A 13,732-nucleotide genomic window follows, 5' to 3' on the forward strand; every position below is an offset into this window, starting at 1 on the left:
GCGTCTTCCCTAATTTCTTGTTCGGATTGGGAATTCAGAGTTGAATTCAGCGCCCATTGTGCTGGCGAATCCGACCGAGTTCAAGCCACCCCGTGGCATCCCCTTTATGACTTTGGAATGAGACCAGCGCCGCAAGTGACGCGGGCCCCCTCCGGGGCCCGCGCCTGAAACCTCGAGCCCGGGCGCGACGGACTACACGACCAGTATGTCGTGCTGGTTGAGCAGCACGCCGTTCTGGATGCTGACCACGGCAACCGCCGCTCCTTGCGTCCCGTCGGCGCTGTAATAGAGCGTCTGGTTACCCGTATCGAAATGGAACTGGGAGAAGCCCGAGAACACGTCGTCGCCGGAGGTCTCGAACGTGACGTCCATCCCGGCCGTCAACCCGCCGCCAAAACCGCTCGCGGAGACGGCGATATGATCGTGCTCGGTGGAGCTGTTGAAGTCGCCGATCGCGCTCGGGCCGGACGGCTGGAGGAAGGCGAAGGTGTCGTTGCCACCGCCTCCGGTCATGGCATTGCCGCTGGCCGTGGCGATCAGGACGTCGTTACCGCCGCCTCCGCTCATCGTCTCGGTCCCGTTGGTGGCGATCAAGATGTCATCACCGCCGGTGCCGGTCAGCGCGGTCGCGCTGGCTGCGTTGTTGATGACGGTCGCGGTTGCGGTGTTGGACGAGGTCGTCGTCCCGTCGAAGGTCGTGTAGCTGAACGAGCCGCCGAGCGTCGCGTCGTCGGTGAAGAAGGCATCCCCGAACTTGACGGCACTGCCGCCGGAGCTCGCCGTGATGCCGCCGAGCGAAAGGTGGTCGATGGTGTCAGGGTCGGTGTCGTTCAGCGCGAGGGCCCAGTTGGGAATCTCGACCGTCGCGCTGGTGCCGACATCGGTGATCACAGTCTCGCTCACCGCGGTCGGCGCATCATTGGTGCCGTCGATGGTGACGGTGATGTCCTGCGTGGTCGATCCGCCATTATTGTCGGCGATCGTCACCAGATAGTCCTGGGTCAGCGTCTGCCCCTGCGCCAGGAACTGGATGTCGGCGTTGTCCACCGTGAAGTGCCAGGCGACGGATCCGGTGCCGCCGGCCTCGCTGACGGGATCGAGCGAGAATGTGCCGACATAGCCGCTGCCGTTCGGCAGGAAGCTCGCGCTGTGCGTATCCCCCGTCTCGGCGTCGGAGAACGACAGCGAGCCCGCCGTGGATTCGGTCGCCGGTCCCGTCGCCGGGCTGACGTTGACGGAATCGAGGATCATGCCGGTGGCATCGTCCTCATAGGAAAACAGCAGTTGCGTCGACGACAGCGAGGCGTCGCCGATGAGATCGAAAGCATAGTGGTTGACGCCGGCTGCCACGTGACCGAGCGACAGGATCGTTGCGCCATCCCACGAGACCGAGAACGGCGTGCTGACTCCCTCGGGATCGCCCACGATGTCGAAGCTGACGAAGTAATGCTGGCCGGGCGAGGTCGCCACGTTCTGCGACAGCGACTCCGGGCCGCTCGTCGGCAGAAGCTCGACCGAATAATGGCCGAAGCTGCCGCCGAGCTCGAGCTGTGCGACGTGGATGTGGCCGCCGCTCACCGACCAGTTGGCGAAGTTGCCGGTCTCGAAATCGCCATTGAGAATCGCCGGCGGGCCGGCGTCCTCGGTAACCGATCCACTGACATTGGCCGCTGTGACCAGCGGATTGTCGTTGGCGCCGGCGATGTCAAAGGTGAGCGTGGTCGAGGCCTGATGGCCCTGACCGTCATCGACCGTGAAGGTGAACTGGTCGGTGACGTTGTCGCCGGCGAGCAGTGCATCGACCGACGAATCCGCGACATAGCCGTAAGAGCCGTCGGCGTTGAGCACCAGCGTTCCATGCGCGCCCACCACCGAATGACCGACATTGGCGGCGCTGCCGTTGACCTCGGTGACGGTCCGCGGCGTGCTCAGGTCGACCGGCTGCGTGACGTCGAAGATGGCCCCGTTCGCGATTCCCGTGCCGGCGTCCGGGCCTGCGGTGTCGGACGCCGCAATGGTCACCGGTGTCAGGACCAACGGATCGGCCGCGCCGTCGATGGTGACGGTGACGGTTTGGGTCGAGTTGCTGAAGCCGTCCCAGACGTTGACGTCATATTGCACCGTCAGCGTCTCGCCGACACTGAGGAAGTCGAGATCGGCGTCGGCGATGCTGAACGTCCAGTCAACGCTGCCGGTGCCGGCTCCCGTGGAATCATGCAGCACCGTGGAGAGTGCCGACTGGAGGTCTACCAGCGTCTGCCCCGGGACGGCGAAGGTATTGGCCGACCACACCGCCGAATCCAGCACGACGCTGACCGAGTGCGTGTCCGACAAATCGACGTCGTTGAAGCTCAGCGTTCCCGTGGGCACCGGGCTCGTGGTGTCCTGCGACTGCGAACCGGTGACGCCCGGCTGCTCGGACAGCGAAGCGGATCCCGGTCCGCTCGTGATCACGGGCGCGTCGTTCGCGCCGGTGATGACGACAGAGACGGTCTGCGTCGCGTTGGTCGAGCCGTCGGCGACCTTGATGGTGTAGTTCACCGTCAGCGTCTCATTGAACGCGAGATAATCGAGGTCCTTGTCGGCGATCGCGAAATTCCAGTCGATACTGCCGCTGCCGGTGCCCGTGGAATCGTGCAGCGTGGTCGTCAGCGCGGCGGCAAGGTCTGCCTGCGTCGCCGCCGGCGGCGTCGGCCCCGAGGTCGAGCCGAGCGTGACCGTCACGGTATGCGTATCGCTCGTGTCCTGGTCGGTGAAAGCGAGAGTGCCCGCGGGCGTCGTCGGCGTCGTATCGGGTACCGATGAGCCCGTGACGGCGTCCTGCTCGGCCACGGTGGAGGATTCCGGACCGCTGGTGATTGCGACGGGATGGTTGACGCCCAGGATGGTGATGGTGACGTCCTGGGTGGTGGTGCCGCCGTGACCGTCGTCGACCGCGACGTGATAGACGAGCTTGAGCGTCTCGCCGCCGTTGAGGAAATTGGCGGAGGAATTGGGAAATGCGAAATTCCAGTCGACCTCGCCGATCAGATGGCCGGTCGAATCCTGGAGCGCGGTGCCGAACGCGGCCAGGAGCTGCGCATTGGTCAGGGGTATCGCACCGCCGCCCGAACGGGTCGCCGTGACCGTCGTCGAGACGGTATGCGCGTCGGCGAGATCGATGTCGGTGAAGAACAGGCTGTCATGCGCGGTGAGATCGCCGGTCGGGCTGACATTGTGATCCTCGACGAGAGCGGCCGATTCCGGGCACGACAGGAACACCGGCTTGTCGTTGGTGCCGACCACGGTCACCGTGACGGTCTGGGTCGAGATCCCGCCGGCGTGGTCGTCGAGCTGTACCGTGTAGGTGATGTCGAGATGCTGGCCCGCCGCGAGATAGTCGAAGGCGAGATCAGGCGCGGAGAAGGTGGTGTTGATGGTGCCGGTCGAGGAGCCGGACGTCTTGACGACGTTGTCGACGTGGAAGAACGCCATCAGCTCGACGTCGCCAAGCGGGCCCGGCAGCAGGCCTGCCGTAGCGCCGGATGCGGACACGCCGATCACGGTCGCGGTGTGGCCGGTGTTGGCGAGGTCGTCGTCGGTGAAGTTGAGCGCGACGTGAACCGTGTCGGGCGAGAGCGACAGCGTCTGGTTGTCCTGCTCGGTGACGGTCGCGGCCGTCGTCATGTTGATCACGGGCTTGTCGTCGGTCCCGGTGATGGTGATCTTGACGGTCTGGATCGCGAAGCCGCCGTGGTTGTCGGAGACCTTGATGTCGTAGGTCAGGACCAGCGTCTGGTTCTTGGCGAGGAAGTCGAAATCCTGATCCTGGTCGCTGAAGCTCCATTTGAGCTGGCCCGAGCCGTTTGAATCGCTCAGGATCTGCGATTGCATCGCGGTCTGGAAATGCGCAAGCGAGATCGCGGGGACAACCGTTCCACCCGATACCACCGCGGACTGCAGCGTCGACGACGTCGCATGGGTGTCGGTCTTGTCGCTGTCCTTGAAACTCATCGTTCCCGACAGCGTGTGCAGCGTGGTTGAATCGTTGAGATTGGCGAATTCAGTGAAGCTGCCCGTCGCGGATGACGAGGTGAAAACCGGCGTGTGATTGGTCATGGAAAAATCCCTGCCTGCGTTGCCATGAAGGCGCCGCCGCATGGGGGCGCGGCGGCGTGACTGATCGGTCTGAGAAATCAGACGTGACTCAACGGTCCTGAATCAAAGGCCTTGGCTTAGAGGTCTTGGCTTGTTCGCGAGGCCGTGCCTGGCGTTGGGATGGTCAGCAGCAATGAAATTCTGGCGCGGTTCGCGTCGTCGAAACTACGTCACTACGTTTTCAGTTCAATTTCAGTTCAATGACACCCGGTTGCAGTACGATCGGCCGGGACGTTTCACACAATTCAAGTCGCTCAATTCGACTGGCCTCAAATCACCCAGCCGATCCGCTGTCTCCAAAAACGAGACGGTGGAATGCAACCTCTACGATCTTATGCCCGAGCTCGTCGCGTCGTCAACGTAAACGCGCAGATGCGCGCGCATGCAATTGCGGTTCCGAACGACGGAACCAGTTGAAACATTTGCGACAATTGGAATCGTCTTGGGCTCTTGCGGCGCGTATCGAGCGGCGCAAAGAGCCAAGGACCCGCGCTACTTGCCCTTCCAGACGGGCGTGCGCTTGTTGAGGAAGGCGTCCATGCCCTCGCGGAAATCTTCGCTCATATAGGCCTTGAGGATCAGATCCTCGCCTTCCTCGCGCGACAGCGTGCGGCGGATGCGGCGGACCGCTTCCTTGGTCGCCTCGAGCGTGAGCGGCGCGTGGCTCGCGACGAGCTTTGCGGTCTCGTCGGCGCGACGCTGAAGCGTCTCGACGTCGGGCACGACCTCGTTGAGCAGGCCGAGGGCGAGCGCTTCCGGCGCCTCGACCAGCCGCGCCTTGAAGATCAGATCCTTGGTGCGGGCAGGTCCCACCAGCGCGACGACGCGGCTGATGTTGGACATCGACAGGCAGTTGCCGAGCGTACGCGCGATCGGAAAGCCCATTCGCGTCGTCTCAGTCCCGATGCGGAGGTCGCAGCAGGCCGCAATGCCGGCGCCGCCGCCGGTGCAGGCACCGGCGATCGCCGCGATCACGGGCACGCGGCACTGCTCGAGCGTGCCGAGCACGCGGTCGATGCGGGCCTCGTAATCGAGCGCATCCTGCGCGGTCTTGAACGCACGAAACTGAGAAATGTCGGTGCCGGAGGCGAACGCCTTGTCGCCGGCGCCGGTCAGGATCAGCGCCTTGATCGAGCGATCGGCGTTGATCTCCAGGCAGATCTCCGCCATGCGGTCATACATGGCGAAGGTCATTGCGTTGCGCGCCTGGGGGCGGTTGAAGGTGATCCGCGCGATGCCGTCCTGGACGGAGTAGAGCAGGTCTTCGTTGGTCGTCGTCGGTGCGTTCATCGCGCGCTCACTTTCTAGGTTAGTTCAGGCCACCTGCGCCTTTAAGCTACTTGGGCCTTGGCCATCGGCACCACATCGCGTCCCTTCAGGACGTCCATGGCCGCCAGCACGCCGCCGCTCCGGTGCGGAATCTTTGCAAGATCCAGGCCCATCTCGACGCCGGCGAGCGTGCCCATCAGCATCAGATCGTTGAAATGGCCGATATGGCCGATGCGGAACACCTTGCCCTTGACCTTGTTCAGGCCCGTGCCGAGCGACATGTCGAAGTTTTCCAGCACCACCTTGCGGAAGGCGTCGGCGTCGTGTCCATCCGGCACGCGCACGCCGGTCAGCGCAGGGGAATGCGCGGCAGGATCGGCGCACTGCGTCTCCAGGCCCCAGACCTTGACCGCGGCGCGGGTCGCCGCGCTGTGGCGCTTGTGGCGGGTCCAGACGTTCTCCAGCCCTTCCTCTTCCAGCATCTTGACCGCTTCGCGCAGGCCGTAGAGCAGATTGGTCGCGGGCGTATAGGGGAAGGTGCCGAGCTTGTTGAAGCTGATGACCTCCTGCCAGTCCCAATAGGAGCGCATGCCCGGGTTGGCCTTGGCGACGGCGAGCGCCTTCTCCGAGACGGCGTTGAAGCCGAGGCCGGGCGGCAGCATCAGGCCCTTCTGTGAGCCTGCGACCGAGACGTCGATACCCCAGGCGTCGTGCTCGTATTCCATCGAGCCGAGGCCGGAGATGGTGTCGACCATCAGCAGCGCCGGATGCTTGACGCGATCGAGCAGCTTGCGCACCTCCAGCGGCGGCGTCACGCAGCCGGTCGAGGTCTCGTTGTGCACGACGCAGACCGCCTTGATCGTGTGCTGCTTGTCGGCGGCAAGGCGCTGCTCGATCTCGGCGAGATCGGCACCATGGCGCCAGTCGCTCGGGATGAAGTCGACGTCGAGCTTGAACTTGTCGGCGATGCCGCGCCACAGCACGGCGAACTGGCCGGTCTCGCACATCAGGACCTTGTCGCCGGGCGAAAACACGTTGACCATCGCCGCTTCCCAGGCGCCGGTGCCGGACGAGGGGAAGATGATCACGGGCTGCTTGGTGCGGAACACGCGCTGCATCGCGGCAAGCACGCCGAAGCCGAGCTCGGCGAACTCCGGACCGCGATGGTCCAGCGTCGGCATGTCCATCGCCCGCAGCACGCGGTCGGGCACGTTGGTCGGTCCTGGAATCTGTAGGAAATGCCTTCCAGTATGCACGGTCATCGGCGTCCTTCCCGGTCTTGCCTTGATTTTGATGGCCGCCGAATAGCACCATTTGACCGGCTTGTCCCCTCTCCTTAAGGCTCCTCCCATGCACAGGCGGCGGGCCTCCGCCGCCCCCTATTCCGCGGCCACCACCCTTCCGGACGGCAGCCTTCCCTCGGCCTCCGCGAACGGACGCTCCGGATGCATCAGGAAGGCGGAAAAGCCGCCGAGCAGCAGCAGCCCCATCGACATCAGGAACGGCAGGTACCAGTTGCCGGTCACGTCGATCACGAAACCCGCGACCAGCGGGGAGACGATGGCCGCGAAGGCCGAGCCGGTGTTCATGATTCCCGAGGCGGTCCCGGAATATTTCGGGGCGATGTCCATCGGGATCGACCACATCGGGCCGATCACGAGCTCGGCGCAGAAGAAGCCGGCCGACAGGCACAGCGCGACGATGGTGATGTCGTGGACGAACAGGATCGGAAACAGCGAGAGCAGCGCCCCCGTAAATCCCGCAACGGTGACGCTCAGCCGCGCCAGGCGGACATTGCCGGTGCGATCGAGGATCTTGTCCGATAGCACGCCGCCCACGCTGTCGCCGACCACGCCGGCGAAGAACACGCCAGAGGCGAACAGCGCCGAGTTCTTGATGTCGAGACTGTAGTTGTTCTTGAAGAACAGCGGCAGCCAGTTGAGATAAAGCCACAGGCACCAGCCGTAGCAGAAATAGGTCAGCGTCACCGGCCACATCCGGCCGAGCAGCGGACCCCACGGCACGCGCGGCCGCTCGCCGGTCGGGCGCGGCGGCAACGCGGCGAGCTCGGCTTCGGTGATCGAGGCATGTTCTTTCGGCTCGTTGCGGAAGTACCAGACCCAGATCACGCCCCAGATGAGGCTGACGAAGCCGAGCACGACGAAGGCGCCGCGCCAGGTCAGCCAGAGGATCAGCAGCGCCACCACGGGCGGCGTCACGGCATTGCCGAGCCGGGCGAAGGAATGGGTCAGGCCTTGCGCGAAGCCACGGCGGTTGGTCGGCGTCCAGTATTGCATCGCGCGCGTCGCGGTGGGGAACGTCGCGCCCTCGCCGAAGCCGAGCGCGAAGCGCGCGACGAACAGCGCGGCGAGACCGTTGACGAAGCCGGTCATGATGGTCGCGGCCGCCCAGATCATGCCGCACCAGAACAGCGTCTTGCGCGGGCCGAAATGATCACCGACCCAGCCGCCGATCACCTGGAACAGGAGATAAGGATAGGCGAAGGCCGAGAAGACGAGGCCGAGCTGGGTGTTCGACAGGCCCAGCTCCTTCTGGATCTCGCCCGCCGCCGTGCCGATGTTCACCCGGTCGACATAGGTGATGAAATACATCGCGCAGAGCATCGCCAGCACGACATGCGTGGCCTTGAACCGAACTCCCATCTCGCCCCTCCCGAATTGCTGTTCTTGTGATTGCTGCTCGCGTGTCCCGCGCGACTTAAGTGCCGACCACCTTCAGATGCGGCGACGCATTGCCCTGCGGGCGCTGCTCCAGAAGCTTCATCGCGACATCGACGCCGCCGGGGCGATGCGGCACGCCCGCAACCGACAGGCCCATCTCCACGCCGGTGAGTGCGCCGAGCAATGTCAGCGCGTTGCATTCGCCGAGATGACCGATGCGGAAGACTTTTCCGGCGACCTTCGACAGGCCCGAGCCGAGCGACATGTTGTAGTTTTCGAGCACGATCTGGCGGAACTGATCGGCGTCATGTCCCGGCGGCATCAGCACGGCCGTGAGCACCGGCGAGAACTCTGAAGGCTCCTGGCAGAGCACTTCGAGGCCCCAATGATTGACGGCAGCGCGCGTGGCCGCCGCAAGCCGCTGATGCCTGGCGAAGACGTTGTCGAGCCCCTCTTCGAGCAGCATCGCGATCGCCTCGCGCAGGCCGTAGAGCAGATTGGTCGCCGGCGTATAGGGGAAGAAGCCTTTTGCGTTCGGCTTCAGCATCTCCTCCCAGTCGAAATAGGAGCGCGGCATCTTGTTGGTCTTCGCGGCTACGCGTGCCTTCTCCGAGATCGCGTTGAAGCCGAGGCCGGGCGGCAGCATGAAACCCTTCTGCGAGCAGCTGACGCTGACGTCGACCTTCCACTCGTCGTGGCGGTAGTCGACCGAGCCGAGCGAGGAGATGGTGTCCACCATCAGCAACGCGGGATGGTCCGTGCGATCAATCGCGGCGCGGATCTCGGCGATGCGGCTGGTTGCGCCGGTCGAGGTCTCGTTGTGCACGACCATGACGGCCTTGATCGCGCGCGCCTTGTCCTCGGTGAGCTTGGCCTCGATCACGGCGGGATCGGCGCCACGGCGCCAGTCGCCGGGAACGAAGTCGACCTCGATGCCGAAGCGGCCCGCCATCTGGCGCCACAGGGTGGCGAAATGGCCGGTCTCGACCATCAGCACCCGGTCGCCCGGCGACAGCGTGTTGACGATCGCGGCCTCCCAGGCGCCGGTCCCCGACGAGGGGAAGATCACCACCGGCCCCGCGGTCTGGAAAATCTTCTGGCTGCCCTCGAGCACGGTGCGGCCGAGCTCGCCGAATTCGGCGCTCCGGTGGTCGATGACCGGCATGTCCATGGCGCGCAGGACTCGCTCGGGGACCGGGCTCGGGCCCGGAATCTGAAGGAAATGGCGTCCCTGGTGCATGAAAACCTCCCTGTCGGCGGGTTCTGGCCGGCTCTGGCGACTATTTTGCATTCATTTTTTGTCCTTTCAATCGAAATTTGGTATTCGATTGTGGACGTCGACGTGACCAAACGGGCAAACTACTGTGCTGCAAATGAAATCCACGATTCCCGACACCGGGGTTCCGATCGCCCCGCCCGCCGGAAACGGCGGCGACCGCCAGGAGGCATCGCTCCACGGCGAGATCCTGCTGCGGCTGCGCGACTACGTGGTGGAAGGCAACATTCCCGACGGCGCGCGCGTTCCAGAGCGCCAGCTCTGCGAGATGCTCGGCATCTCCCGCACACCCTTGCGCGAGGCGCTCAAAGTGCTCGCCGCCGAAGGCCTGATCGAGCTGCTGCCGAACCGCGGCGCGCGGGTGCGCCAGCTCAGCCAGCGCGACCTCGAGGAGCTGTTCGACGTGATGGCGGGCCTGGAAAGCCTTGCCGGGCGCCTCGCCTGCGAGGCCATTACGGACGAGGAAATCACCGCGATCGAGCAGCTGCACTACGAGATGTACGGCCACTATCTGCACCGCGACATGCACGGCTATTTCCAGACCAACCAGCGCATTCACGAGAGCATCGTCGCGGCCGCGCGCAACGAGACGCTGAAGACGGCCTACGCCAACTTCGCTGGAAGGATCCGCCGTGTCCGCTACTCCGCCAATTTCGCCCGCAAGCGGCAGCGCTGGGCGGAAGCCATGCGCGAGCACGAGGCCATCCTCGACGCGCTGCGCCGCCGCGCCGGCAGCGAGCTCAGCGACATTCTGTTCGAGCACCTGCGCAACAAGCGGACGGCCGCGATCGAGCACCTGACCGAGCCCCAAGAGGACGCGCCGGCCTCGCCCTGACGGCGGCCGGCTTGCTCATTTTGAATTCATAATATAATCGGTCATGAACAATAATGAATAACTCAGCAAGGCTGAGCCTCGCTGGGTCAGTCCGGGATCAGGGATGACAAACGCCTCCTCGCTCGAACGGCGCCTGCGGTCGGAATTGACCGGCGACGTCCTGTTCGACCGCTTCAGCCGCGGCCGTTACGCCACCGACGCTTCGTTCTACCAGATCGTGCCATCAGGCGTGGTCGTGCCCAAGACCATGGACGAGGCACTGCGGGCCCTGGCGATCGCCCGTGACGAGGGCCGGAAGGTCACCCCGCGCGGCGGCGGCACCTCGCAATGCGGCCAGACCGTCAATGACGGCCTCGTCGTCGATCTCTCCAAGCACCTCAACCGCATCCTGTCGCTCGATGTCGCGAACCGCACCTGCGTGGTCGAGCCCGGCATCGTGCTCGACGACCTCAACCGCCAGCTTAGGAAGCACGGCCTGTGGTTTCCGGTCGACGTCTCCACCGCCTCCCGCGCCACCATCGGCGGCATGGCCGGCAACAATTCCTGCGGCGGCCGCAGCTTGCGCTACGGCACCATGCGCGACAACACGCTGTCGATGGAGGCGGCGCTTGCCGACGGCACGCTCAGCCGCTTCGGCGAGGTGTCGCGCGATCTCTCCGACGTCGAGGCCAGCGACAGCGCGCGCGCCTTGTTTCGCGACATGCTCGATCTCGGCAGCCGCGAGGCCGACGAGATCGCCGCGCGCTTCCCAAAGGTGCAGCGCCGCGTCGGCGGCTACAATCTCGATGCGCTGGTGCCGCGCAACGCGCCGAACAACATGGCGCATCTGCTGGTCGGCTCCGAAGGCACCCTCGCCTTCACCACCAAAGTCGAGCTGAAGCTCTGGCCCGTGATCCGCAACAAGGCACTGGGCGTCTGCCATTTCGGCAGCTTCTACGAGGCGATGGATGCGGCCCAGCATCTGGTCAAGCTCAAGCCGATCGCGGTCGAGCTGGTCGACCGCACCATGATCGCACTCGGCCGCGACATCGCGATGTTCAGGCCGATCATCTCCGCTGCGATCAAGGGCGATCCGGACGCCGTTCTGCTGGTCGAATTCGCCGAGGAGGATCAGGCGGACAATCTCCTGTGCCTGAAGCAGCTCGGCGAGCTGATGGGCGATCTCGGCTTCGGCTGGAACAACGACAAGCGCAAATGGGGCGGCGTGGTCGAAATCATCGAGCCGGCGCTGCAAAGCGGCATCGCCGATTTCCGCGCTGCCGGCCTCAACGTCATGATGTCGATGAAGCAGGAGGGCAAGCCGGTCTCCTTCGTCGAGGACTGCGCCGTGCCGCTGCCGCATCTCGCCGACTACACCGCTAGGCTGAACGAAGTCTTCGCCAGGCATGGCACCAGCGGCACGATGTACGCGCATGCCTCCGAGGGCTGCCTGCATGTGCGCCCGGTGCTGAATTTGAAGCTGGAGAAGGACGTCAAGGCGATGCGCGCCATCGCCGAAGAGGCCTTCGCGCTGGTGCGCGAGTACAAGGGCTCGCATTCCGGCGAGCACGGCGACGGCCTGGTCCGCTCGGAATTCCACGAGACGATGTTCGGCGAGCGTCTTGTCGCCGACTTCAGGGAGGTGAAGCAGCGCTTCGATCCCGAGGGCGTCCTCAATCCCGGCAAGATCGTCGATGCGCCCAGGATGGACGACCGCTCGCTGTTCCGCTTCAAGCCCGACTATCGCGTCGCTGAGCTCAAGACAAAACTCGACTGGTCCGCCTATCCCGGCGCCGGCGGCGGTTTCCAGGGCGCGGTCGAGATGTGCAACAACAACGGCGCCTGCCGCAAGCTCGAGGGCGGCGTGATGTGCCCGTCCTACCGCGCCACGCGCAACGAGAAGGACGTGACGCGGGGGCGCGCCAACACCTTGCGGCTCGCGATCTCGGGCCAGCTCGGCGCGGATGCGCTGTCCTCCGACGAAATGATGGAGACGCTAAAGCTCTGCGTCTCCTGCAAGGCCTGCCGCCACGAGTGCCCGACCGGCGTCGACATGGCCAAGATGAAGATCGAGGTGCTCGCCGCACGCGCAGCCACCCACGGCCTGACGCTGCGCGACCGCCTGGTCGGCTATCTCCCGCGCTATGCCGGCCTCGCCTCGCGCCTCGCGCCGCTGGCGAATTTGCGCAACCACAGCCCGCTGCTGCGAAGACTGTTCGAGCGCTTTGCCGGCATCAGCGCGCGCCGGGCGCTCCCCGCCTTCCGCAGCGACGTGTTCGCGCCGCCCGCGGAAACGGTCGGCCCGGAGAGCGGTCGCGAGGTCGTGCTGTTCGCCGACACGTTCAATCGCATCTACGAGCGCGAAAACCTCGACGCCGCGCTGCGCGTGCTCGCGGCCGGCGGTTATCGCGTGCATCTGCCCAAGCCCGCAAGCGGCAGCCGCCCGCTGTGCTGCGGCCGCACCTTCCTCTCGGCGGGTCTCGTCGACGAGGCCAGGTCCGAGCTTGACCGGCTGGTGGCCGCCTTCGCGCCTTTCGCCGCGCGTGGCGTGCCGATCGTCGGTCTCGAGCCGAGCTGCCTGTTGACGCTGCGCGACGAGCTTGCCTCGCTGCGCAAGGACGATGACGCCAAGGCCATCAGTGCCCATGCGCTGACCTTCGAGGAATTCCTGGTGCGCGAGGCCCAGGCCGGCCGGCTGCAACTGCCGCTCGGCACCGTCGCCGACAAGGCCGTGGTGCACGGCCATTGCCACCAAAAATCCTTCGGCGCCTTCAAGCCGGTCGAGCAGGTGCTGCGGCTCGTTCCCGGCCTCGAGGTCGAGACCATCGAGTCCAGCTGCTGCGGCATGGCCGGTGCCTTCGGCTATGGCACTGAGACCTATGACGCCTCGATCGAGATGGCCGAGCTGTCGCTGCTGCCCGCCGTGCGCCGCGCAGACGAGGCGACGCTAATCGTCGCCGACGGCACCTCCTGCCGGCACCAGATCCACGACGGCACCAATCGCGAAGCGCTTCACGTCGCACGCGTGCTGGCGATGAGCCTCGATCGCGCCAAGACGAATTCCATTTCTCCAGCTGCAAAGGAACCCAACCATGGCTGAACTCACGCTCGACACCGCCCGCAAGATCCTCGACGCCGCCTTCGCGAAGGCCACCGAGCTGAAGCTGAAGCCGCTCGTCGTCACCGTCCTGGACGCGCGCGGCGTGCTCAAGATCGCAGCAGCCCAGGACGGCACCAGCCTGATGCGCGCCGAGATCGCGCACGGCAAGGCCTACGGCGCCCTCGCGATGGGTATGGGTTCGCGCGCGCTCTACCAGCGGGCCCAGGAGCAGGCCTATTTCATAGACGCGGTGAACACGATTGCCAAGGGCGCGCTGGTGCCGGTCCCCGGCGGCGTGCTGATCATGGACGGCACGACGCTGCTCGGCGCCGTCGGCGTGTCCGGCGACACCTCCGACAATGACGAGGCCTGCGCAGTGGCGGGCATCCAGGCAGCGGGACTGAAGCCCAACGCGGGGTAAGGTCCGTCCCATGGCCTCGATGGAGCGAAGCGTA

At 65.3% G+C, this 13,732-nt stretch carries 8 protein-coding genes; 3 read left to right on the forward strand and 5 right to left on the reverse strand.

What is annotated here, in order from left to right; all coding sequences use genetic code 11:
• Window positions 1-192: 192 nt before the first annotated feature.
• The 5 genes from BJA_RS30545 to BJA_RS30565 form a co-directional block, all read right to left on the reverse strand.
• Complete coding sequence (locus BJA_RS30545) at window positions 193-4,098, reverse strand: beta strand repeat-containing protein (protein ID WP_038966998.1); 3,906 nt, start codon at window positions 4,096-4,098, stop codon at window positions 193-195.
• Between the two features lie 531 nt (window positions 4,099-4,629).
• On the reverse strand, window positions 4,630-5,427 hold the full coding sequence (locus BJA_RS30550; protein WP_011088777.1) for an enoyl-CoA hydratase/isomerase family protein: 798 nt from the start codon (window positions 5,425-5,427) through the stop codon (window positions 4,630-4,632).
• Between the two features lie 41 nt (window positions 5,428-5,468).
• Window positions 5,469-6,668, reverse strand: coding sequence for a pyridoxal-phosphate-dependent aminotransferase family protein (locus tag BJA_RS30555; protein ID WP_028173158.1), 1,200 nt, complete (start codon window positions 6,666-6,668; stop codon window positions 5,469-5,471).
• Between the two features lie 117 nt (window positions 6,669-6,785).
• A complete protein-coding gene (locus BJA_RS30560) occupies window positions 6,786-8,069 on the reverse strand; it encodes an MFS transporter (protein ID WP_011088779.1) in 1,284 nt (427 codons plus the stop codon).
• A gap of 55 nt (window positions 8,070-8,124) precedes the next feature.
• Complete coding sequence (locus BJA_RS30565; RefSeq protein WP_038966989.1) at window positions 8,125-9,327, reverse strand: pyridoxal-phosphate-dependent aminotransferase family protein; 1,203 nt, start codon at window positions 9,325-9,327, stop codon at window positions 8,125-8,127.
• Between the two features lie 133 nt (window positions 9,328-9,460).
• On the opposite strand from BJA_RS30565, the gene BJA_RS30570 reads away from it, so the two are divergent.
• The 3 genes from BJA_RS30570 to BJA_RS30580 all read left to right on the forward strand — a co-directional run bounded on the left by BJA_RS30570 (window position 9,461) and on the right by BJA_RS30580 (window position 13,698).
• Window positions 9,461-10,198 (forward strand): GntR family transcriptional regulator, encoded by a 738-nt coding sequence (locus BJA_RS30570; protein ID WP_038966997.1) that lies wholly within the window; start codon window positions 9,461-9,463, stop codon window positions 10,196-10,198.
• A gap of 103 nt (window positions 10,199-10,301) precedes the next feature.
• Window positions 10,302-13,277 carry an FAD-binding and (Fe-S)-binding domain-containing protein gene (locus BJA_RS30575; RefSeq protein ID WP_011088782.1) on the forward strand — a complete coding sequence of 992 codons (2,976 nt, stop codon included), beginning with the start codon at window positions 10,302-10,304 and terminating at the stop codon, window positions 13,275-13,277.
• On the forward strand, window positions 13,270-13,698 hold the full coding sequence (locus BJA_RS30580; protein WP_011088783.1) for a GlcG/HbpS family heme-binding protein: 429 nt from the start codon (window positions 13,270-13,272) through the stop codon (window positions 13,696-13,698). Before BJA_RS30575 ends, BJA_RS30580 begins: the two co-directional genes overlap by 8 nt.
• The last annotated feature ends 34 nt before the right edge of the window (window positions 13,699-13,732 follow it).

Origin of the sequence: Bradyrhizobium diazoefficiens USDA 110, from assembly GCF_000011365.1 — a bacterium.
Classification (GTDB): Bacteria; Pseudomonadota; Alphaproteobacteria; order Rhizobiales; family Xanthobacteraceae; genus Bradyrhizobium; species Bradyrhizobium diazoefficiens.